The sequence below is a fragment of the Methylobacterium sp. J-092 genome (assembly GCF_022829325.1).
Lineage (GTDB): Bacteria > Pseudomonadota > Alphaproteobacteria > Rhizobiales > Beijerinckiaceae > Methylobacterium.
In genome coordinates, this window is record NZ_JAKSXU010000203.1 from 1 (window position 1) to 21,354 (window position 21,354).

Annotated in this window: 26 protein-coding genes; 15 read left to right on the forward strand and 11 right to left on the reverse strand. The window is 71.5% G+C overall.

What is annotated here, in order from left to right; all coding sequences use genetic code 11:
- Positions 1-475 (forward strand): SOS response-associated peptidase (locus MKK60_RS25535; RefSeq protein WP_243988983.1); only part of this gene is annotated, 475 nt, incomplete at its 5' end.
- Positions 476-1,200: 725 nt separating this feature from the next.
- On the opposite strand, the gene MKK60_RS25540 is transcribed toward MKK60_RS25535, so the two are convergent.
- Both MKK60_RS25540 and MKK60_RS25545 read right to left on the reverse strand, forming a co-directional pair.
- Positions 1,201-3,165: an alpha/beta hydrolase domain-containing protein gene (locus MKK60_RS25540; RefSeq protein ID WP_243948870.1), complete on the reverse strand. Its 1,965-nt coding sequence runs from the start codon at positions 3,163-3,165 to the stop codon at positions 1,201-1,203.
- 584 nt (positions 3,166-3,749) lie between these two features.
- Positions 3,750-3,947, reverse strand: coding sequence for a hypothetical protein (locus tag MKK60_RS25545; protein WP_243988984.1), 198 nt, complete (start codon positions 3,945-3,947; stop codon positions 3,750-3,752).
- 320 nt (positions 3,948-4,267) lie between these two features.
- On the opposite strand from MKK60_RS25545, the gene MKK60_RS25550 reads away from it, so the two are divergent.
- Positions 4,268-5,260 (forward strand): AraC family transcriptional regulator, encoded by a 993-nt coding sequence (locus MKK60_RS25550; protein ID WP_243988985.1) that lies wholly within the window; start codon positions 4,268-4,270, stop codon positions 5,258-5,260.
- Positions 5,261-6,799: 1,539 nt separating this feature from the next.
- Here MKK60_RS25550 and MKK60_RS25555 read toward each other — a convergent pair.
- A complete protein-coding gene (locus MKK60_RS25555) occupies positions 6,800-7,039 on the reverse strand; it encodes a hypothetical protein (protein WP_243988986.1) in 240 nt (79 codons plus the stop codon).
- 217 nt (positions 7,040-7,256) lie between these two features.
- Here MKK60_RS25555 and MKK60_RS25560 point away from each other — a divergent pair, with 217 nt between their 5' ends.
- Positions 7,257-7,469: a hypothetical protein gene (locus tag MKK60_RS25560; protein WP_243988987.1), complete on the forward strand. Its 213-nt coding sequence runs from the start codon at positions 7,257-7,259 to the stop codon at positions 7,467-7,469.
- Positions 7,470-7,571: 102 nt separating this feature from the next.
- On the opposite strand, the gene MKK60_RS25565 is transcribed toward MKK60_RS25560, so the two are convergent.
- Positions 7,572-7,850 (reverse strand): hypothetical protein, encoded by a 279-nt coding sequence (locus MKK60_RS25565; protein ID WP_147727297.1) that lies wholly within the window; start codon positions 7,848-7,850, stop codon positions 7,572-7,574.
- A 362-nt stretch (positions 7,851-8,212) separates the two neighbouring features.
- Here MKK60_RS25565 and MKK60_RS25570 point away from each other — a divergent pair, with 362 nt between their 5' ends.
- Positions 8,213-8,911: a hypothetical protein gene (locus tag MKK60_RS25570; protein WP_243988988.1), complete on the forward strand. Its 699-nt coding sequence runs from the start codon at positions 8,213-8,215 to the stop codon at positions 8,909-8,911.
- 455 nt (positions 8,912-9,366) lie between these two features.
- Here MKK60_RS25570 and MKK60_RS25575 read toward each other — a convergent pair whose 3' ends face one another.
- Both MKK60_RS25575 and MKK60_RS25580 read right to left on the reverse strand, forming a co-directional pair.
- Positions 9,367-9,678 carry a hypothetical protein gene (locus MKK60_RS25575; RefSeq protein WP_147727288.1) on the reverse strand — a complete coding sequence of 104 codons (312 nt, stop codon included), beginning with the start codon at positions 9,676-9,678 and terminating at the stop codon, positions 9,367-9,369.
- Between the two features lie 171 nt (positions 9,679-9,849).
- The gene (locus MKK60_RS25580; protein WP_243988989.1) at positions 9,850-10,920 is read right to left on the reverse strand and encodes a UV damage endonuclease UvsE; all 1,071 of its coding nucleotides are present in this window, start codon (positions 10,918-10,920) and stop codon (positions 9,850-9,852) included.
- Positions 10,921-11,104: 184 nt separating this feature from the next.
- Between MKK60_RS25580 and MKK60_RS25585 the strand changes: the two genes are divergently transcribed.
- From MKK60_RS25585 to MKK60_RS25610, 6 genes are all read left to right on the forward strand, one after another.
- Positions 11,105-11,350: a 3',5'-cyclic-nucleotide phosphodiesterase gene (locus MKK60_RS25585; RefSeq protein WP_147729921.1), complete on the forward strand. Its 246-nt coding sequence runs from the start codon at positions 11,105-11,107 to the stop codon at positions 11,348-11,350.
- Positions 11,351-11,521: 171 nt separating this feature from the next.
- Positions 11,522-11,764 (forward strand): hypothetical protein, encoded by a 243-nt coding sequence (locus MKK60_RS25590; protein WP_243933118.1) that lies wholly within the window; start codon positions 11,522-11,524, stop codon positions 11,762-11,764.
- A complete protein-coding gene (locus tag MKK60_RS25595; protein ID WP_187274723.1) occupies positions 11,758-11,910 on the forward strand; it encodes a hypothetical protein in 153 nt (50 codons plus the stop codon). The genes MKK60_RS25590 and MKK60_RS25595 overlap by 7 nt, the downstream gene beginning before the upstream one ends.
- 220 nt (positions 11,911-12,130) lie before the next feature.
- Positions 12,131-14,014 (forward strand): MHYT domain-containing protein, encoded by a 1,884-nt coding sequence (locus tag MKK60_RS25600; protein WP_243935904.1) that lies wholly within the window; start codon positions 12,131-12,133, stop codon positions 14,012-14,014.
- A 14-nt stretch (positions 14,015-14,028) separates the two neighbouring features.
- Entirely contained in the window at positions 14,029-14,463 is a 435-nt protein-coding gene (locus MKK60_RS25605; RefSeq protein WP_147728927.1) for a response regulator, read from the forward strand.
- On the forward strand, positions 14,460-15,524 hold the full coding sequence (locus MKK60_RS25610; protein ID WP_147728928.1) for a sensor histidine kinase: 1,065 nt from the start codon (positions 14,460-14,462) through the stop codon (positions 15,522-15,524). Before MKK60_RS25605 ends, MKK60_RS25610 begins: the two co-directional genes overlap by 4 nt.
- A gap of 29 nt (positions 15,525-15,553) precedes the next feature.
- Here MKK60_RS25610 and MKK60_RS25615 read toward each other — a convergent pair whose 3' ends face one another.
- From MKK60_RS25615 to MKK60_RS25635, 5 genes are all read right to left on the reverse strand, one after another.
- A complete protein-coding gene (locus tag MKK60_RS25615; protein WP_243935906.1) occupies positions 15,554-16,282 on the reverse strand; it encodes a spermidine synthase in 729 nt (242 codons plus the stop codon).
- A gap of 99 nt (positions 16,283-16,381) precedes the next feature.
- Entirely contained in the window at positions 16,382-16,759 is a 378-nt protein-coding gene (locus tag MKK60_RS25620) for a phage holin family protein (RefSeq protein WP_147841678.1), read from the reverse strand.
- Between the two features lie 105 nt (positions 16,760-16,864).
- Positions 16,865-17,116 (reverse strand): hypothetical protein, encoded by a 252-nt coding sequence (locus MKK60_RS25625; protein WP_147728751.1) that lies wholly within the window; start codon positions 17,114-17,116, stop codon positions 16,865-16,867.
- Positions 17,117-17,243: 127 nt separating this feature from the next.
- Positions 17,244-18,038, reverse strand: coding sequence for a trypsin-like serine protease (locus tag MKK60_RS25630; RefSeq protein ID WP_243988990.1), 795 nt, complete (start codon positions 18,036-18,038; stop codon positions 17,244-17,246).
- A 103-nt stretch (positions 18,039-18,141) separates the two neighbouring features.
- Positions 18,142-18,393: a hypothetical protein gene (locus MKK60_RS25635; RefSeq protein ID WP_147728750.1), complete on the reverse strand. Its 252-nt coding sequence runs from the start codon at positions 18,391-18,393 to the stop codon at positions 18,142-18,144.
- A 175-nt stretch (positions 18,394-18,568) separates the two neighbouring features.
- On the opposite strand from MKK60_RS25635, the gene MKK60_RS25640 reads away from it, so the two are divergent.
- From MKK60_RS25640 to MKK60_RS25660, 5 genes are all read left to right on the forward strand, one after another.
- Positions 18,569-19,300: a LuxR family transcriptional regulator gene (locus MKK60_RS25640; RefSeq protein WP_147728749.1), complete on the forward strand. Its 732-nt coding sequence runs from the start codon at positions 18,569-18,571 to the stop codon at positions 19,298-19,300.
- A 199-nt stretch (positions 19,301-19,499) separates the two neighbouring features.
- A complete protein-coding gene (locus MKK60_RS25645) occupies positions 19,500-20,132 on the forward strand; it encodes an acyl-homoserine-lactone synthase (RefSeq protein WP_243988991.1) in 633 nt (210 codons plus the stop codon).
- A gap of 61 nt (positions 20,133-20,193) precedes the next feature.
- Positions 20,194-20,388: a hypothetical protein gene (locus MKK60_RS25650; protein WP_147728747.1), complete on the forward strand. Its 195-nt coding sequence runs from the start codon at positions 20,194-20,196 to the stop codon at positions 20,386-20,388.
- Between the two features lie 199 nt (positions 20,389-20,587).
- Positions 20,588-20,800, forward strand: coding sequence for a hypothetical protein (locus MKK60_RS25655; protein WP_147728746.1), 213 nt, complete (start codon positions 20,588-20,590; stop codon positions 20,798-20,800).
- Between the two features lie 52 nt (positions 20,801-20,852).
- Positions 20,853-21,347: a DUF6894 family protein gene (locus tag MKK60_RS25660; protein ID WP_243988992.1), complete on the forward strand. Its 495-nt coding sequence runs from the start codon at positions 20,853-20,855 to the stop codon at positions 21,345-21,347.
- Positions 21,348-21,354: the final 7 nt, after the last annotated feature.

Below are 21,354 nucleotides of genomic sequence, written 5' to 3' on the forward strand. Positions count from 1 at the left end.
CTTCCCCTCGCCGTCGAGCAAGGGGCCGCAGCACCCGGTCACGAACGTGCGGAACGTGAGGTCGCCCTACTGGCGCCCGTGGCTGAAGCCGGAGCAGCGCTGCCTCGTGCCGGTGTCCTCGTTCAGCGAGTACGCGGACACCAAGCCGCGCAAGACGCCGGTGTGGTTCGCGCTCGACGCGGACCGGCCGCTGTTCGCCTTCGCCGGGATCTGGCGACCGTGGACGGGCGTGCGCGGCCCGAAGCGCGACGAGCCCGTCGAGGAGGAACACCGGCTCTACGCCTTCCTCACGACGGAGGCGAACGGCGTCGTCGGGCCGGTGCATCCGAAGGCGATGCCGGCGCTGCTGACCACGCCGGAGGAGTGGCGCACGTGGCTGGAGGCGCCGGTGGAGGAGGCATTGCAGCTTCAGCGGCCGCTGCCGGACGAGGCCATGCGCGAGGTCGCCCGCGGCAAGCGGAGCGATGGGACTTAGGCCCCGGATCGACGGTGCGTGATGCGCTTACTGCGCGTCGTCGGTGCCAACCATTCGCATGGTGGCGCCAAGCCGACCCCGATCGAGCCCCTTTGCGACGTAGCGCTCATCCACCCGGGCAACCCGCATCGGCGCCGGAGCACGCCCGACGACGTTCAGATTGCTCCGCACAGCCCGCTCGAGCTGAGATCGGACCGCGCCCGTCGGCCAGGATCGCAAGGCCGCCCACGGTCGCGACAGCGAGGACGCTGCGGGTGATGATCGAGGTCAACGTGAGCATGTGAGGCACCTGAAGGATGCCTCACGGTAACCGAAGGGCTCCGCTGTGGCTGCTACAGCCACGCCACAGCCAGCACAAAAAGCGAACGGGCCCTACGCGAGAGGGAGCGTGTTCGTGGGCTTCAGTAGGCGCGTGACCGGGGCGGCGGGGGCGAGCCGTCATCGTCGTCGTCATCCGGCGGAGGCGGCCCCCGCCGACGCGGCGGAGGCAGCGGCCTGTCGTCATCGAAGTCCGGCGGGGGCGGTCGGTAGCGGTGTGGCGGCGGCCCGTCGTAATCCTCATCCGATGGAGGCGGAGGGCGCCGATCGTCGTAGGGTTGAGCCGAGGCGCCGGCAGCCGCGAGGACGAACAGAGCAGCGCCGGTGAGACGTGCGCGCATGAACTCTCCATGGAGCGAGACCGCGCGAGCGGTGGCCTAGCTTTCTCTTCGACCTGCCAGTTTCGGCTAGGGGGTCGCTCCTTGGCGTGCCGCCGCGATCAGCCGGTCTCCGTCCTCGCGCAGCAGCAGGCGATCCGAGACGAGAGCATCGACCGACTTCGCGACAGCCGCGACGTAGGCGTCCGGCTCGGCGTAGCGCTCCTCCAGGGACGGGCGGGGGTCGCCGGCGGCCGTCCGTTCGGCCCGTGTGCGTGCGAAGGGGATCTCGCTGCCCTCACGATCGCACAGGGCGCCGGCCGGGAACGGGTCGGCATACAGGTTCCAGCCGGTGAAGGTCGCGCGGGGGGCTGCGACGGCGGGTAGGCGGATGCCCGCCACGTCGTTGCCGTCCGCGTCGACCCGCGGCACCAGCGGGCGGTACTGCGGCCCGGTCTCGGGGCGGGGATCGACGTAGGTGCCGAACCGCGCGATCGCGTTCGGCGTCGTCGGGACCGGGATGCCGACCAGGAACGGAAAGCCGATCTCGGCGGCGTCCACCAGCGTGCCGTCCGACAACCGCGGGACACGGCTGTCCGGCGGGGCCTTGCCCGCGGTCACCCATTCCTCGAGCGCGACCAGCAGCGCCCGCAGGGCCGGCGCCGGGTTCAGGGTGCTGCGCAGGTTCGCGCACGCCCCCTTGGTCGAGGTCAGACCGGCGCGCCCGTAGTGAAAGCCGCTGGAGACCAGGAAGGCGCGCGACGTCCCGGGCAGCGCCACGTCGGTCCGGCCGAGCGGATCCGTCGTGAGCATCGAGGCGCCCTTCTGCCAGTACTCGGTCCCGGTGTTCACCTCGATCAGGAGCGGATCGAAGCCGTCGCCGCGCAGGAGCGCGCCGGTTCGGCCGGTGACCGGATCGTGCTGCCGTGCGGTCGAGAACGGAAAGGCGTTCTCGGGATAGAGGTGGTCCTCGTGCTGCGTGTTGGTGCGGGAGGGCTGCCCGAACCGGGCGTTGAGGAAGATGCCGCCGACGCCCGCGATGTGCGAGAGCATGCCGTCGAAGACGCGGCGGCCGGCTTCGTCGCGGTTGAAGCCCTGGTAGACGAAGTCGCGCAGGTAGCGCCCGCTCTGCGAGATGCCGAGGGCGACGGCATGGCGGATGGTGCCGCCGGCCGGGTTCGCGCCGTCGGCGGCACCACCGCGCAGATAAGCCACCACGTCCCGCGTCGCGGCGAAGCCGATGCCGAGCACCTTCGGTTCGGTGGCCGGGTAGGTGAACTCGTAGAGCGATCCCGGCAGGGGCTTGGTACCCTTGGGCAGCAACTCCAGCTGTCGCGGCGTGGCGTAGTGCCAGGCTTCGGCCGGGACCGGGCGAGGCGGATCGCCCTCGCGCCGGCGAACGGTGAGCTGCGCGTCGGCCTTGTCCGGGCCGGCGGTCTTGAAGGTGAGGTAGAACGGGGCCTCGGGCGGCCCGCGCGTCGCGCTGACGAGCTCGTCGCGCACCGTCTCGACGATCGGCGTGCCGTTGCGGCCGGCGACCGGAACGTCGATGGCCATGCCGCCCTGCTGGCGCAGCGCGTCCGCCTCCCAGCCCGACCAGACGACCGTGTCGCCGCGGCGCAGGACGAGGCCGGTGCCGGCGTCGGTGGCGGTGCGCGGATCGTTGACGGCCTGGGCCGCCTGGGCCGGCGCGTCGAGCACCCAGTTGAACAGGAACTTGCGGCCGCGGTTCAGCACCTCGAACAGCAGCGTGCCGCTGCCGCGGGCCGGATCCTTCGGGCGCAGCATGAACAGGTCGGTCTGGTACGCGACCATGCCGCGCGCGTTGCGGGGCGCGAGCGCGATGTCGACGATGCCGGCATTGGCCGGGTCCGCCGGGTCCAGCTCGCCGCGCGCCGTGCCGATGACGCGCTCGTAGGCGCCGGCCGCACCGAACGCGACCCCGTCGGCGAAGGGCTCGACCGTCGTGATATCGATGCCCACGATGCGGGATTGCGCAGGCGCGACGCCCAGGGCGCAGCCGAGCACGGCGATGATGACGCCACTGGTTCGCATGGTCACTCCCGAGGTCCGGCTCTACGAAGGCCGGTACCATCAGCAATCACATGGAGGCGTGAGCGTCGAGAGGGATGGCTCTTCGACAGATGTCGCCCCCGCCGACCTGTCAGGTGCGGTATAGTCCTCGGGCTTGGGGCGACGACGGTCCGCAACGCGCCATCGCACCCCGCAAGCCACGATGAGCGGGCGTTCCGTGCATCTGACGGCTACGGCTCGGCCGCGCTGCCGACGGGACTGAAGTCGCCCCGGCGCTTCCGGACGGCCTGCGACGCGTCGAGATGCGAGAGCGGACGCCGAACCTCCACCGCGTGGTCGTCGTCGAGCGGGCCCGGGACGATCTCGATCGTCGCGTCCGGGAACGCTGCCAGGATGGCTGCAAGGATGGCTGCTGAATTGTCTCCAGGCGCTCCGATCGATCGGCTGGGGGCTCCGCAAGGGCTCGCTCGATAATCCGGATCATGCCGCACGATGGTACGGCCGGCGGGGTGGAGGCGCGGGCCGGGCGGCACAACGCGGCGTTCGGCCCTGCCGTACCCGCCTCGTCGATCGCCATTCACGCGCGCCACGCGACATGCAGGCGCTCAGTCGCCTCGTCCCTTGCTTTCGACCCGCAGCCAGCTGTGCCAGGCGCAGCCTTGGACCCCCTTCGGGAAGAACGCCCCCCGCTGCAGGTTGCCGTGCTCGCGCCGGATCCGGCCGACGCGGTAGCGATCCGCATCGCGGGCGATGAGGTCGCAGTCGCTGTCGGGCTGCGTGCGGGAGCCGATGGGGCTACTCACGCCAGCCTCGCGTACCCCTCTCGGCCGCGAGCATCCCGAGGAAGCCCGACCCGATCGAGTAGAGCGGGACAAAGCCGTGGCGGCGGGTGCTGCAATCTGAGGGCGCGTCGGGCGATGACGATCGTCACACGCTGCAGGGCGTGCGAGGTCTCGACGCAGTATTCAGACGCTCAACCAGAAGATGGAAAGCGACCCGCAAATCGAGTACGCCGATGCTCGCCCTACTCCCTGAACAGCGCTTCATTGGATCTCAGGGCGAGTAGACCTGCGGCCCGCCTCCCTCGCGAGAGGCGATCTCCTCGAGGAAAAGAAGCAGCGTCATGAGCGTTGTTCGGCATTCTTCGTTCTCGACCGATGACTTGCCTGAGCGCGATCGCTTCGACGCGTGGCGGACCTTGTTCAGCGCTCACGATCTGGATGCGGACCCGCACGGCTTCTCTGCTCGCATCGACACCACACAGATCGGTCCGGTCCTGCTGCACGTCATGAACGCCTCGCCTCAAAGGACAGGCCGCACGCGATCTAAGATCAGGCAGGATGGCCAGGAGCGGTTCACCCTGCTGCTGAGCCAGCACACCTACGCGATCGAGTCGGATCGCGGCACCCAAAAAGTTCCGCCCGGCGCTTTCACGCTCAACGACCTGTCGCAGCCTTATCGACGCAGCCGAGTTCGCGAAACAAACTCACTAATCGTGAGCCTCGCGCGCGACAGCGTCGCTCGCCTGCTTCCTAACGAAGAAACGCTGCATGGGGCGATCCTCGCTGGTCCAACGGCCTGCCTGCTTGCTGAACATCTCCGCGGCTTGGTCGCGCATCGGCACACGATAGGGACGGACCAGGCGCTCGACATTGCGCAGGCCACGCTCCATTTGCTTGCAGCCACAGCCCGGCCCGACCGGGATCGGCAGGCGATGGCAAGTGCCCCGGCAAGCATGGCCCGATTGTCCGCCTCGAAACGGTACATCCGCAGCAACCTTGCCAAGGCGCTGACGGTCGAGCAGATCGCATCGGCTGTCGGTTTGTCTCGGACCCGATTGTACCACCTGTTCGAACCTGAAGGCGGGGTAGCCCGCTATCTGATGCAGCAACGTCTCGCTGCCGTGAGGGCGGCTTTGGATGATCCGCAGGAGGGCCGAAATATCGGCGTGATCAGTGAAGCCTACGGGTTCGGTAATTTCAGCCACTTCAGCCGAACCTTCCGGGAGGCTTACGGCCAGAGCCCTCGGGACTACCGCGCGTCACGCAAAACATCTGGAGAGCTAGAATTGCCGAGTTCACCGGCTGCAGCAACATGGATGCGAGCGCTCGGCTAAGTCGCTCGCGGGGCCGTCGGCCGCGCCAGCAGGATCGCGGTTCGCACCATGCCGCGCCAAAATTCCCGGATGCGCCGGGCTCGGCGACCGCCTTCCGCGATGGCTCATGGTCCTTCACCGCGGCGGCCGGGTCCACCGTGTGCCCGCTCGCGAACCGGAAAAGGCTGACGGTCGGGTCGCGCATGGGGTGATCGTCGTGGCAGGCGGGAGCGGACGCTACCAAGGCGATGTCGGTGCGGGGGCCGCCGAAAATAACCCTTCCGCCTCAATGCCCCCCTCCCCCCAGGTGCGGGGCAAACAGTCTCGATGATAAAGGGTTGTTTGAGACCTGCTCGGGGAGCCATCACCTTTCCAAAACCTTGGTCTCGTTCATCGCTTCGCCCGGCGCTCCGCATCGAGCCCGGAGGTGCGGGGACAGGTCCGCGCGACCGGACCGGCGGCCGCGCCATCGCGCACATCGGCGGGAACGGCTCCATGTCCTCGAAAGCCAGCCCGCGCGCTCCGATCGGCCAGCGCGATCCGGGCCGCCGATGGCGGCGATGCCGGTGGGTGCGTTGCCGATCGCGAAAACCGGCTGAAGGAGCGCCTGTGCGATCTCCGGGGTGGCCGGCTCGTCGTCGCGTGCCCGCCGTGCAACCGGCGCGGCACCTACGACCTGGCGCGCCTCCGGCAGCGGTTCGGCGACCACGCCGACCTCTACGACGTGTATCTGCGTCTCACCCGGACGTGCGGCCGCCGGCAGGCGGTCGGCCCCCGGGAGCCGGCCCGGTCCGGCCGGACGTGTCGCGCCATGATCGGCGTCGAGGGCGGCGACGGGCGCACGGGGTTGCCGTCCCGCACGTGACCTTTCGACGGCGATCGCGGGTCGGCCGCGGCGAGGCGGCAGAGCGGGTGAGGTCGCAACGGCCTCGAGCCGCCGAGCCTTCGGACGGGATCGGCAAGTTCGCCGCCCGAGCATAGAGGCCGCCCGACGACATGGACGGGGGCGGCGCTCCGAATGACCCCTGCGTCGCCGACCGCCTCCTGCTGGCGACGATCCTGCGCTGGGTCGACGCCCGGGGTGATCGCGGCGGCTATGCCCGCCGTTCCGGCATCGCGGCGGCCGACAGACGAGGGCGACTTCGAGCCCGCGGGGCATCGGTGGTCCTATGACGCGTGACGCGCCGGCCGGTGCCGCATCGTCGCGCCGACGATCCGGCGTTCGTGCTCGGTTCGGGCGCCAAACCCGAGCCTGTTGCTCTCCGGGTGACGCTCAGGGCGCCCGGCGCGCGAGCCAAGCGGTTCCAAGACCGATCGCCAACGCGCCGACGGCCCACGCGATCAGGAGGTAATTGTGCGGATCCATCACCGGAGTCCCTTCAGGAGGCTGCGTGCCGCTGAATATGGGCCGGTGCCGACCGCCAGGCAAACGCGGGACGTCTCCCCTGTGCCGACGGCGACGGACGGATCGACCGGGCCCGGCGGCCTCCGGGCGAACACGGGTGCGAGACCTCCCACGGCGAGGACCGCCACCGCGACGCCGTTCAGGCCGACGGAGTGTCAGGCCGCCAGGGCGAGGACGGCGGTTTCCCCGCCGGTCGGGGCGACGGTGTCCTTGGCTCCGAACAGGAGTTGATAGATCGCGGCAGGGGTGCGGGCGTGACCATTGCCGTCGACGATCCGGACGTCGGACAGGCCCGAGGCCTGCAGCGATAGGCCTTGCTCCAGAGCGTCCAGCATCGAGTTGTAGTGATGCGAAAACCGTTGTGCCGATATGCGAGCGGTGACGGTGAAGTTCACGGACGCCAATCCTGACTGTCGAACTCGGCCGGCGGCCGCATGGCCGTGATCCGAGGCATCGTGATGAAGAGGAAGAGGATCGCTGGACAGGGCCGGCGCGGCTTTGGATTCGCCTCGTCGCCCGACGGCCTCCGTATCGTTGCAGATAGAGGCGGTTCGTTGACGAAAACTTAGCCCAGTATGGCAGGGACGTGTCTTTTGCGATGGGGATGCTGTCGTGACCCGGAAACCGCTGCTCGATCAGGTCGACGCCATTCAGATGGCGCGCACGTATTGCCGTCTTGTGAAAGCCGATCCCGATGCGGCCGTCGCGGGCGACTTCGTCGACGCGACCGGCCAGCGGCGCCGCGTCAGCATAGCCCGTTGGCGCTGGTATCGGGACATCGCCGAAGCGCCGGCTCCGAAGCCGCCGGAGACCGGCGCGTCGTGAGAGGCTGCCGAGGTCTGAGCTTGGCCGGAAAAGTGCCGAAGGACGCGGTTCTCACAGGCCGGTTCGGGTTTTCACGGATCGCGGCTCGGCGGACGGGTGCAGCTATGTCCTCGCTGCCATCAGGTCGTGCGTCAGGACGGTCAACTTCCCGATCAGGCCGGTGATGTCGGCCCCCTTGCACGACCACTGCGTGCCGACCGCCTCGCCATCTGCGGACACGGACACGACGGCGACCGATCGCAGCTTGCCTTCGCGAGCCAGGACGAGCTGGTCCTGCAGCACGGCGATGATCGAGGCGGTGTCCGCGTCCGCGACCGCGGCAGAGATCCGGGCGGGAAAGGGCACGACGGCGCCTGCGTTTGCCTGTTCGTTCGTGCTCATCGCGACCTCGCCTTGCCTCGCTGGATGCGCAGAGACCTGGGTGATCGCTTGGGACAGAGTGTGGCAGCTTGTCCGTGTCGGCGAACGTCGATGCCGAGTGTGGCTGCCAGAGCACGGTGCGGCTGCCGGAGCACCAACCATCCGGTCGGCCCCGCGCGACGCTTCGCCCGGCCTCGTCTCGCACATCGGCCTCGATCCGCCTTCCCGATCGCCCGATGCCGGCCGATCGGTACGACGGGCGGCCTGCTCCCCGTCGATATCGGCCACCATGTCGGGATCGCCGTCATGCAGGCCGCGATCCGCGTGCGCGACGACCGCGTTTCCCGCGCGTCCCCATTCCATGCCGAAAGATCCGCATGACCATGACCGATCCGACGCCGGCCAGCCTGCGCGACGCGATGGCCTGCACCCTCTACGAGCACGACAGTGCGGAGATCGCCGGTGCGCCGCCCTGGATCGGCGATCGTCTGGACCGCGAGCATCCTGGGCTGCGCGCGCGCTATCTCGGGCGCGCCGATGCCCTCTTGGGCGGCCCCATCGCCGGGTTGCTCGCCCTGTTGGCGCGCCAGGGCGAGGAACGCCGGATGGTCGAGGAGGAGGTGAACGTCCTGCGCCGCCAGCGCATGGGTCCGGAGCGCGAGCGCGAACTGCTGGAAGCCAACAACCGGATGCTCGAGCGCGCCCGGGCCTCCGCGGCCGCCCAGGCCGCTGCGGAGGCGGCCCTGCCCCTGATGCAGCGCGAGCGCGACGTCGCGCGGGAAGCGGAGACCTTCTGGCAGCAATTCGCCTTCGACGCCGACGATCTGGCCACCCAGCGCCTGGTGAAGCTCACCGCGGAACGGAACGCAGCCGAGCGCATGGCCATTCTCGAGCGCGCCCAGCGTGAACGGGTCGAGACCGCCCTGCGGCTGTTCGCGGATCGGGCCGACACGATGCCGAAGGAGGGCTGGGTCTCGGATCTGGCCGGGATGAACCGCGACATGCCGCTGTGGTGGTTCCATGCCGCGCGCGTCGCCCTGGAGCGGGCGGAGCCGAAGGCGGCGGACGATCATCCGCGGTGACGCAGGCCCCCGGCTGGGATCGGGTCGATGGCCGGGACCCGCGCCCTCTCCGTTGATGACGATCGCTCGGGTCGGCCGCTGCGAGGGTCGTCATGCGTGAAGCCGCCGGCACGCCGGGGTGCGGAACCTCCGCGAGGGTCCGGACGCCAGGTGCCGGAAACTCGATCCCCCATCTGGAGGATGACGGCCGGTCCTGACTCGTTCACGCAGGAGGCCCGAGATCACCTTGGCCCGGCCGGAGACTTCCGCGTCGGGCCTTTTTGCGCCCCCGCCGTGCTCTCCCGGCTCCCGGTCGGATCACAGGCGACGGCCGGAGCGTCAGCGGATTCCGCGGGGGACCGGGCCGTCGCGCCTCGCGGACGCACCGTCCTTCCCCGCGGCAAGGTTCTCGCGACAAGGCCCTCGCGGCGAGGCGGGAACGGACGCGGCGCCGGGCCCGGTCCCGGCACGCCGCGTCAGCGTCTCAGGTCGGCGGTCCGCTTCCGGGCCGACGGGGCGGCGTTCCGGTTCTGCGCCTCGTCCATCACGTCGCCGATCTTGTCGCCGACCGCGATCACGATCGCCGTCGAGGCGGCGCCCTCGGCGGTCTCGGAATGGAAGCGGCCGAGGGTGTCGGTGAGGCGCTGCTCGATGGTGCTCAGCACCGTCCGCGCGGCCGCGGCGTTCGCGGTCATCATCACGCCGGCGAGGTCGCAATAGGCCTCGCGCAGCAGGTGGAACGCCAACCTGTCGACGGCCTGCGCGTCCTCCGGGCTCAGATCCTTCATGGGGTATCCCGTCGGCCTGCCGGCGGCGCAGGCATCGCTTCAAACGCAGGGCTTCGCTGCGAATAGTCCATCGCTTCGAACAGCGCATCGCCTCGAACGCGGCCACGGTCTCGAACGGACGACCTTCGATCGGCCGCCCGATGCCGCCCTGCAACCGGTACGCCTGTGCGGCTAGGAAAGGAATGCGCCGGCTCCCCCGTCGCGGAATTCCGCCGCGAGGGCGTCGGAGGCCAGGTTCTTGGACTTCGCCTCGATCTCGAAATCCGCCCATTCCATGTGGCGCCCGACCAGGGCGTTCAGGGCCCTGTTCCACATCATGTCCGAGTGGGCGGCGAGGTCGCGCCAGGAATGCCCGGCCTCAGTCAGCGCGGCGAAGTCGGGCAGCGCGTCGCGGTCGTGCTCCGGCAGCACCGTCTCGCGCGAGACGCTGACATGGGCGAGCGGCCGCACCCCGCGCCAGGACGCGCGCACGCGCTCGACCCGCGGATCCTCCGGCGCGATGTACTCGCCGCGGCTCTCGACCCAGTGATGATGCAGGTCGAGCACCACCGGCACGCTGTCGGCGAGCGCCAGCACCGCGTCGAGCCCGAAGGCGTTCTCGTCGTTCTCGACGGTGATGAGGTCGCGCGCCGTCTGCGACAGGCGCGGCAGGGCGGCGCGGAAGCCGTCGGTGCCGGGGTCGCGGGCGCCGACATGGATGTTGATGTGGGCCCCGTGCGGGTGCCAGCCGCCGCCGTAGCCCAGCAGCGCCATCAGCTCGGCGTGATACTCGAACTCGGCGATGCCGTTCTCGGACGCCGCCGGGTTGCGCGAGGCGATCACGCAGAACGGGCCGGGATGGAAGCTGAGGCGTATGCCGGCCGCACGCGCCGCCGCGCCGCAGCGGGCGAGGCCCGCCTCCACGAGGCAGCGCATCTCGGGCTCGGCGTAGATGTCGCGCGCCACGGGATGGGTGTAGCCCGGCAGGACGTTGCTCGCCATGCGCAGCAGGCGCGCGATCGGCGGCCGCCCGGCAACCCAGGCGATCTGGCGCTCCAGCGCCCCGAGGTTGTGGCGGACCAGATTCTCGATCTTCGCGCGCCGCGCCGCCGGAGCCAGCGCCGTCAGCGAGGCCATGGTCGCGTTGGTGAGGTTCATCTGAAGCGCCGCCTCCCGGGCGGCCTTCAGGGTCTTGAAGCCCTCCGGCGGCGGCGTGAGCACGAACTTGCAGCAGAATCCGAGGCGGGGCGCATCATCGATCATGGGTCGAGAACGCCGTGCGCCCGGTTTCGTCCCACGCCGTCGACGCGCGGCCGCCGCAGGGAGGGTCGATGCCGCAGGCGCCCGGCCGGGGAAGACGGAGCCGTTTCGCGCGGTCCGGCGTTCCCTGCACGGTTCGTCGACCCGAACAGGTCCGCGACCCGCCACATCCTCTCAGCTGGAAGCCATGATGCGCGTCGCCCCGCTCGCCTTCGTCCTCGCCCTCGCGGCCGTCCCGGCTCTCGCCGCGCCCACGTCCACGCGCGGCAACGCGGACCTGAAGAAGTACTGCACCGGGGACGCGCTGAAGCTCTGCGGCGACATCGATCCGGACGATCCGGCGATGGATGCGTGCTTCAAGAAGAACCGCGGCGCGCTGACGGAGAACTGCCGCCGGGCGATCGACGCCTACGCGGGCTCCGGCGGCAAGTAAGGGCAGGTCCGGTCGAGTTCGGGCACGCCGAGCCGGGCTGCCCCGGGACCCGTGAGGGCGCCCCGTCGCGGGCGTCCGGCGGCCGGGGGGCGGGTCCTGCGTCATCCGGCCGTCACGGTGTCCGCCTAAGCGGGCGCCCTCGCCGCGCCGACGGCATCGTGTCCCGAAACCATGCCCGAGCATCTCTGCCTCGACCCGCACGACCCGTATGCGCAGCGCGAGGTCCGGGTCGCGTTCGAGCGCGTCGGATCGGGCTTCCGCCTGATCGCGGCGATCGACGACAGCGACGACGACATCCTGCCCGACCTGATCGACGCGCAGCGCGACGACCTGCTCCGCGAGATCTCCCAGGCGGACCCGCGCGCCGCCGACCGCGTCCCCCCGCCCGACACCCGGCCGTCGGCGTCGTGCTGAGGCTCGGCCGCCTCGACGATGCGGACGAGCTCGCGGCGTCGCCGCTCGGGTTGCGCGGGCGCACGAGCCGGATGCCGGCCTACATCGCCGCGAGCGTCCTTCTCGTCCTCGTCTCGGACCTGCTGATCCAGTTGCTCCTGGCCTGACCGACGCGCGGAAGCCCGCCGGCGGCCGTCGCGTCGGGCGGTCCCCGGCACCCCCGCAGCGAAAGCCGTCCGCACGCGAGGTGCTCTTTCGCCAAACCGGGATTCCCTTCGGGCCAAAGCCCACTAAGGTCGCGCGAGCCGCGAGCGCGCTGGCCGACCCGAGCCGTGCGGCGACGGCCGCGACCCGCCTCGCGCGAATGTCCCCGTCACCGGTCGCGCCATGGTCCATACCGGCTACAATCCCGCCCTCGTCGCCCTGTCCCTGGCGATCGCGGTGTTCGCCTCCTACACCGCCCTCGACCTCGCCGGGCGGATGCGCGGCGCCGCCCGCGGTCCGCGCTGGGCCTGGGTCGCCGGGGCCGCCCTGGCGATGGGCGGCGGCATCTGGTCGATGCACTTCGTCGGCATGCTCGCCTTCGAGATGGGCATGCCGGCCGCCTACGACCTCACGCTCACCCTCGCCTCCCTGCTGATCGCGGTCGGCGCCACCGGCGCGGCCTTCGTCCTGATCAGCCGTCCGGGTGCGGGCCCGCGCGAGGTCCTCGTCGGCGGTCCGCTGATGGGGGTCGGCGTCGCGGGCATGCACTATACCGGCATGGCGGCGATGCGGGTGCCCGGCAATCTCGCCTACAGCTGGCCCGTGGTCGCGCTCTCGGTGGCGATCGCCGTCACCGCCGCGACGGCCGCCTTGTGGCTGACCTTGCGCCGGCACGGCGTCTGGCAGAAGCTGTCCGCCGCGTTCGTGATGGGCCTCGCGGTCGCCGGGATGCACTACACCGGGATGGCGGCGGCGACGTTCACGGCGGAGGCCGCCGGCGCCCACGCCGCCCATGCCGGCGGCGTCGGCGCGGGCCAGCAGAACCTCGCCCTCTCGGTCGGCGGCGCGACCTTCCTGATCCTGTTCCTCGCCATGCTGGCCTCGTCCGTCGACCAGCAGCGGGTCCAGCGTGATCTGCAGGCCAGCGAAGCGCGGTTCCGCGCTGCCGTCCAGGCGGTGCGCGGCGTGCTCTGGACCAACGACGCCGCCGGCCGGATGGTCGGCGAGCAGCCCGGCTGGGCGGCGCTGACGGGCCAGGCGCCCGAGGCCTATGCCGGCTTCGGCTGGGCGAGCGCCGTGCACCCCGACGACGTGCAGCCGAGCATCGCGGCCTGGAACGCGACGGTGGCCGCGCGCCGGCCCTTCGTGCACGAGCACCGGGTCCGCGCCCGCGACGGCAACTGGCGTCACTTCGCGATCCGCGCCGTGCCGGTCCTCGACGACCGCGGCGCGATTACCGAGTGGGTCGGCGTGCACACCGACATCACCGAGCAGCGCGAGGCCGAAGGCGAGCTGCGGGAATCGAACGAGGAGCTCCAGCGCTACGCCTACATCGTCAGCCACGACCTGCGCTCGCCGCTGGTCAACGTCATGGGCTTCACCTCCGAGCTGGAGGAGGCCCGCCCCGAGATCCGCCGGGCGCTGGGGGACCACCCGGAGGCCGAGCGGATCGACGCCGATCTCGGCGAGGCGCTGGGCTTCATCCGGGCCGCCGTGACCCGGATGGAGGGGCTGATCGCCGCCATCCTGAAGCTCTCGCGCGAGGGGCGGCGCAGCTTCGCGCCCGAACCCCTCGACCTGACGCGCCTCCTGCGGTCGCTCGTCGACGCGCAGCGCCACCAGATCGAGACCGCCGGCGCGACGGTGGAGGTCGCCCCCGACCTGCCGACCATCGTCGCGGACCGGCTGGCGGTCGAGCAGGTCCTCGGCAACCTGATCGACAACGCCGTGAAGTACCTCGACCCGGCCCGGCCCGGGCGGATCACGATCACCGCACGGTCGGTGGGCGGCAACCGCGTGCGCATCGCCGTCGCCGACAACGGCCGCGGCATCGCCCCGCGCGACCACGCCCGCGTGTTCGAGCTGTTCCGCCGGTCCGGGGTCCAGGACCGGCCGGGCGAGGGGATCGGGCTCGCGCACGTCAAGGCGCTGGTGCGGTCGCTCGGCGGACGCATCGACCTCGCCTCGGCGCTGGGCGCGGGCACCACCTTCGAGGTGACGCTGCCGCGCGAGGCCGCTACAGGTCGTGAGGCACACGGCGCCCCGACGACGCTGGCCGCGGAATGACCCTGGAGGCCGCCATGAACGCCGTCAGCATCGTGATGATCGAGGACGACGACGGCCATGCCCGGCTGATCGAGCGGAACATCCGCCGCGCCGGCGTGAACAACGAGATCATCCCCTTCCGCGACGGCACCTCGGCCCTGGCCTTCCTGCTCGGGCCGGACGGCTCGGGCGAGGCCAGCGCCCGGCGCCACCTGCTGATCCTGCTCGACCTCAACCTGCCGGACATGACCGGAATCGACATCCTGGAGAAGGTGAAGGCCAACCCGCACACCAAGCGCTCGCCGGTCGTGGTCCTGACCACCACCGACGACAGCCGCGAGGTGCAGCGCTGCTACGATCTCGGCGCCAACGTCTACATCACCAAGCCGGTCAACTACGAAGGCTTCGCGAACGCCATCCGCCAGCTCGGCCTGTTCTTCTCGGTGATCCAGGTGCCCGAGAATCCATGACCGGCCCTCCCCCCGCCGCGGCCGACCCGGCCGGCACGGCCCGCATCCTCTACATCGACGACGACCCCGGGCTCGCGCGCCTGGTCCAGCGCGCGCTCGGCGCGCGCGGCTACGTGGTCGAGCTCGCCGCCAGCGGCGATGCCGGGCTGGAGCGGCTGGCGCGGGGCGGGATCGACGTCGTCGCCCTCGACCACCACATGCCCGGGCAGACCGGGCTCGACGTGCTTCCGGCGATCCGCGCCCTGCCCGACGCGCCGCCGGTGGTCTACGTCACCGGCTCCGAGGACAGCCGGGTCGCCGTCGCCGCGCTGAAGGCCGGCGCGGTCGACTACGTCTGGAAGGACGTGCAGGGCCAGTTCCGCGAGCTGCTCGGCGGCGCCGTCGACACCGCCCTGCGCCAGGAGGCCCTGCGCCGCGACAAGGAGCGCGCCGAGGCGGAGGTCCGCGCGGCGCGCGACCACGCCGTGATGCTGCTGCGCGAGGTCAACCATCGGGTCGCCAACTCCCTCGCCCTGGTGGCGGCGCTGACGCACATGCAGACCAGCGCCGTCTCGGACCCGGCCGCGAAGGCGGCGCTCGAGGAGATGCAGGCGCGGATCTCGGCCATCGCCGGCATCCACCGCCGTCTCTACACCTCCGACGACGTCGAGGCGGTCGAGCTCGACGCCTATCTCGCCAGCCTCGTCGAGGAGCTGCAGGCGGCGATGCGGGCCTCGGGGCGCGATCACGCCATCCGGCTGAGCGCCGACCCGGTGCGGCTGGCCACCGACAAGGCGGTCTCCGTCGGGGTGGTCGTGACCGAGCTGGTGACCAACGCCTACAAGTACGCCTACCCGGTGAATGCGGCCGGCGAGATCCGGGTCGAGCTCCGGCGCCGGGCCGAGGACACCCTCGAGCTCGCCGTCGAGGATGACGGGATCGGCTGGACGGGCGAGGGACGGCCGCGCGGCACGGGCCTCGGCTCGCGCATCATCCGGGCGATGGCGACGAACCTGCGCTCGGGCCTGTGCTACGTGCCCGACCGCATCGGCACCCGGGCCGTGCTGTCGTTCCGGGCCTGACGGCCCCGTTTTCGCGCGGATCGGATCCTCTAGGCGGCCGGGGTCGGGACGGCATCGGCGCGGACGGGGGGCGCCGCCGCCGGCCCCGTCCGGGTGGCGAGCCACAGGACGTTCCGCGGCCCCTCCCCGCTGGCACGCGAGCGCACCCGGACCTCCTCGACGGAGAAGCCCGAGCGGGCGAGCCGCGCCTTGAACTTGCGGTCCGGCCGGCCGGACCAGACGCCGAGGATGCCGCCCGGGCGCAGGGCGTAATGGGCGCGCTTCAGGCCCCAGCCGTCGTACAGGCGGTTGTTCTCGCCCCGGACCATGCCCTCGGGGCCGTTGTCGACGTCGAGCAGGATCGCGTCGAACGCCGCCGGGCCGGACTGGATCAGGCGGTTCACGTCCGCCTCGTGCAGGGCCAGCCGGGGATCGTCGAGGCTGCCGTCGAACAGGTGCGCCAGGGGCCCGCGCGCCCACGCCACCACTGCGGGCACGAGCTCTGCGACGACGATCTCCGCCTCCGGCCCGAAGGCGCCGAGCGCCGCGCGCAGGGTGAAGCCCATGCCGAGGCCGCCGATCAGCACGCGCGCCTTCGGCCGGTCCCGAAGCCGCGCCGCGACGAGGGTCGCCAGCGCCCGCTCGGATTCGCAGTGCCGGTCGCGCATCAGGTCCTGGTTGCCGACCGTGATCGCGAAGGCGTCGCCCTGCCGCATCAGGCGCAGGGTGGTCTTCTCGCCGGGCACGAGACCGGTGTCGACATGGACCCAAGACGTCACGGATGTCCTCCCGCCGTCGGGCGGCGTGGCTGCAGGAACGCCCCTGTACCAGCGGTTCGAGGGCGCCGCGAGGGGCGTGATCCAGGGCCTCGCGCCGCGTCAGGCGCCGGCCGCGAGCGTGGCCCGTCCGCGGGCCTTCGGGCGCTCGATCCGGGTGGCGCGCGCGATGCGGCGCAGGCCGAACGACGCCAGCAGGCCGGCGGCGACCAGGAATGGGCTCGCGACGATCAGCGCGGCCACGACCTCGGAGCCGATCAGCGCCGCGAGCGCCTTCACCATCGCGTCGAGGAAGACGAAGAACGCCGCGACGAGCAGCACGAGGATCGTTCCCAGGAGCGCGAACAGGCCGATCAGCGCCCGGAGGTTGCCGTCGATCTCGGTCCGCGCAAGGTCGAGGGTCCGCCCGACCAGGCGCCCGCTCTCGCGCAGGATCCCGAGGGTCAGCGCGAAGGTGCTCTCGGGGGTGCGATCCTGCATCGAGCGGTGCCGTCGTCCAGAAGGGGGCCGGGAGCGGTGCACCAGTTCGGCGCGGCTACCAACCCCGGATGCGACCGGGCGTTCCCGGATGGCGGCGGCCGCCGGTCAGCGCGGCGTGATCGGCGGCGCGAGCGCGCGCTCGCACGCGTCCCGGATCAGCAGCCCCGCGATCCGTCCCGCATCCCAGACGCCCATCAGGACGGCGTGGATCGCACCGGCGGCCAGGAGGAACGCGGCGACCGCGCAGAGGGGAAGGCTCAGGAGGAGCCCGATCACCAGGCGGGCCGCGACGCGCTCGGCGAGGCGGCGTTCGAGCCGCGCCCCCGGGGCGAGGTCGAGCAGGCGTTCGTAGAGCATGGGAAGCCCGCACGATCGAGAATGGGCGGAACTCGGCACGACGGCGACGCAGGCACGCTGTGCCGGTTCAACATCGGCACGGGCCCGGCGTTGCATCGGACGATGCGAAAAACCCCGGGGCGCGGCGTCAGCGCATCCCGCTGCTGGTGAAGACCTGCGCCGCCGGCGCGATCACGACGAGGCTCCCGCACGGGGCCTGCCGCGACAGCACCGCGCTCGCCACGCCCCAGACGAACACGCCGCGCCGGTCCTGCCCCACCACGGGGCCGCCGGAATCGCCGAAGCAGACGCGGCCGCCGTTCACGCGGGCGATCGTCAGCCCGGTGCTCGACGCGGCGACGGGCGTCAGGATCGCGGTGCGCAGCCGGCCGACCACCCGGCCCGACACGCCGGTCCCGGCGACCCGCAGGCTCCTCGGCACCCGGCTCGGGTCGGTGGCGAGCGGCACCGGCACGCGGTCGCGCACCGGCTCGGCGAGGCGCAGCACGGCGAGGTCGAGCGAGAGGCTGTTCAGGTCGACGTCGACGACGTTCGAGGTCATCTGACCGGGATCCGGGCTGTAGCGCGCGATCACCCGGGCGGTGCGGACCGGCTTCACCGGCTCGCTGCCGCGGAAGAACACCACGAGCGAGCCGAGCGGATCGCCGTTGACGCAATGGGCCGCCGTGAGGATCAGGTCGGGTGCGATCAGGACGCCGGTGCAGCGCGAGAGGTGCAGGCCGTCCTCGGGCGCGGTCACGGTCCCGAGCCCGACGGTGGCCTGCGCGAGCGCATCGCCCGACCGGCCCGCGGCACCGCCCTCGAGCGCCGCGGCCGGCGCGCTCCCCGAAGCGAGCGCGAGAAGCGGAACGGCGAGACGTGAGGCAAGGTGACGCAGGGCGGGGCGAATGCCCGCTCGGGACGGGGTCGAAATTCGGGACACGCGGGCCTCGGGGGTGTGGAACACGCCGTCCAGAGATCATCCGGGCGCGCCGGAGGGCAATCGGGCGCGAGGACGCGGGGGCCGCCGCGCCGTCCTGCGGCTCTCAGGAGTCGCGGCGCGTATCGTCCTTCGCCTCGAGGTCCTTGAGCATGGCGATCACCGAGCGCCGAAGGTCCGGATCGCCGATCGATTGGAACAGGCGCAGCAACTCGGCGGGGTCCGCGTCGGAGCCCGGCGCGCCGGAACGCGGCGAGAGGAAGAACGCCGTGTCGACACGAAGGAGCTCCGCGATCTTCCCCAGCAGGATCCGCGCCCGTTCGGATCGGTCCGATCCGTTGTTCCGGCCGTCGTCCACGTCGGACTCCTCACGTCATGCGTCTCGTTATACAACCTAGAATAAACTTTCAATCCCCTATAAACAGGGCAGGATGGTGTCTGTCCAGCCGCATGGTGGGATGGCGACCCAGTTCGCGTACGGAAGACGACGGCCGGCTCCGTCGGACGGCTCCTGCGAAACGGCTGCGCAACACATGATCACGAAGGCGATCGACGTCACCTACGGCCTGTTCCAGGCGTTCGACCGGGCCGGCTCCGTCGGCGATCTGAATCGCACGCTGCTGTCCGCCGTGTCCAAGCTCGGCGTGGAGAGCACGTTCGCCGGCATCATCCCGATGCCCGGCACCAGCCGGCGCGACCAGGCGGCCCACGTCCTGCTCGACAGCACGCCGGCCGGCTGGACCGACCGCTACTTCAAGGCCGGCCACCTGTTCCGCGACCCGACCATCCAGCGCCTGACCACGGACCTGACCGCGTTCCGGTGGTCCGACATCGAGCCGGAATACCGCGCCGACGCGGCCGCCCGGCGGGTGATGGAGGAGGCCGGCGACTTCCGCCTGCGCCAGGGCTTCACCGTGCCGCTGATCACCCTCGATGGGCGCGTCGCCGGGTTCAGCTTCGGGGCCGAGCGGTTCGATCCCTCGCCGGAGCTGCGCGGCATGCTGCAGCTCGTGGCGAGCTACGCCTTCGGCCGCTCGATCGTGCTGAGCGAAGGGCCGCCGCGGCCGGAGGTCCGGCTGACGCCGCGCGAGCGCGAGGCCCTGCAATGGGCCGCCGACGGCAAGACCGAGTGGGAGATCGGCGAGCTGATGTCGATCTCCGAGCACGGCGCCGAGAAGCACCTGCGCTCGATCCGGACCAAGCTCGGGACCGCGAGCCGGACGCATGCCGTCGCGGAAGGATTCCGGCGCGGGTTCCTCAAGTAGGCGCCGCGCGCCTCCGACCTCGAAGACCGCTTCGTCGAAAGCATGCTTCGTCCGGCGTGCGCGCGCGCGCGGGGATGCTCTCGCGGATTGACCGGATCCAGTCAAGTTCCGCAGGTTCGCAGTCGAGAATGGTACGCGAACGCGTACTTTCGGACGAATACTTAGAGACGATACTGCCGGCCATCCAATGGAGGCCGCTTTGATCCATATCGTCACGCCCGAGAACATCAATCGTTACCGCGATGCCATGGAGCAGGCCTATCGCCTGCGTCATCAAGTCTTCGTCGAGGAGAAGGGCTGGCACGACCTCGCCAAGCCCGACGGACGCGAGATCGACCAGTTCGACGACGGCCACGCCCTCCACATGCTCGCGATGCAGGGCGACCGCGTCGTCGGCTACCAGCGCATGCTGCCGACCACCCGCCCCTACCTGCTCACCGAAGTCCTGCCGGAGCTCTGCGAGGTCCCCGCGCCCCGGAGCGCGCGGGTTTGGGAGTGGACCCGCTACGCCGTGCAGCGCGACGTGCGCGACCGCGGCCGCATCCTGAGCCCGGTCGGAAGCGCGCTCCTGGCCGGCATCGTCGAGTGGGGTCTCGAGAGCGGGATCGAGTCGATCGTCATCGAGATGAACCCGCTCTGGCTGCTGCGCCTCGTGCAGCTGCATTTCCGGGTGACCCCCCTCGGCCTGCCCTGCCGGATCGCCGGCGAGGACACCCTCGCCGTGGTCGCGGCCTTCGACGTGCGCACGCTCCGGCGCCTGCGCGAGACCCGCAACGACGCCGCCTCCGTGCTGACCGCGCGCCCCGCCCTGCCGCAGCGCCTGGCGAGCTGACCCCAACCGTTCCGGCGCGATGCCGCCGGACCCCGATCGACGCCAACCCGCGAACGAACCGATGACACGACAGACCCTTCCCGCTTCCACCGAACCCGACAACCCGATGGAGCGCCTCGCCGAGATCTGCATCGAGGCGCACGGCCTGATCGAGGAGGCCGGCACGCCGGAGATGAAGGCGACCCTCGAGGCTCTCCTCGTCCGGGTCGGCTTCGGCCTCGCCGAGCGCCTCGACCCGCAGCACCGCACGGCCTAACCGGCCGGCGAACGGAATCGACGCCGGCCGCGCCCGCTGCCGACCCGAACGGGTCGGCGGCGCGGCGCGGCCGGTCGTGCGCGCTGTCGCCGGCCGACTTGTCCACCGCTCATCCAACGACCCGCCGGGATGGGAAACCGATCGGTAAGGGACGCCGCGCCACGGTGTCCCGCGACCAGCATTCGGGATCCGAAAGCCGATGATGACCAAGGACCAGCTCGCGACCGAGCTGAAGCGCATCGCGACGACGCAGATCAGCGACATCACGCGCGCGGTGAAGGAGGGCCAGAAGTCCATCGCCCTCAACGAGGTGCGGGACATGGCCCATCGCCTCGAGCGCCTGGCCGACGCCTTCCACCCGCGGCTCGCCGCGCCCGTGGACGCCGTCGACCCCGGCGCCCAGGCCGCTTGACGCCGTCGCACGGGCCCGCCGGCCCACCCAATCAGGAACGGGGCGTTCGATCATGATCCACGCGTTCTTCAACATCCGCCTCGACGACGCCTACCTGCCGGAGCGCACCGGCCAGCTCGTCCGGGACGCCGGCGAGGCGCGCGCGGTGGCGCGCACCATCATCCGCCGCCTCGTCGTCCAGCACGGCGGCGAGCCGCGCCTGCTGAACGCGGTGATGGCGGTCACCAACGCGGACGGCGCGTCCATCCTCGACCTGTCGTTCTTCGAGGCGCTCTACGTGCCCGTGGCAGCGCCCGAGCGGGCGGGGCCCGCGCGCCCGCGCGCCGACCTGCGCCGCGCGGCGGGCCGGATGCCCGACGCCGTCTCCGGCAAGGCGGCCGCGGCAGTCGCGGGCATCGCCGCTCGGATGCGGGCCCTGTCGACGCATCCGCGGATCGGCGCCGCGGCCCTGCGGCTGCGCGCGCATCTCGCGACGATGGCCGACCTGCTGTCGTTCCGGCGCGACCCGCGGCAGCGCTTCACCCTGCAGCTCGATCCGGGCCGCTGATCGCGAC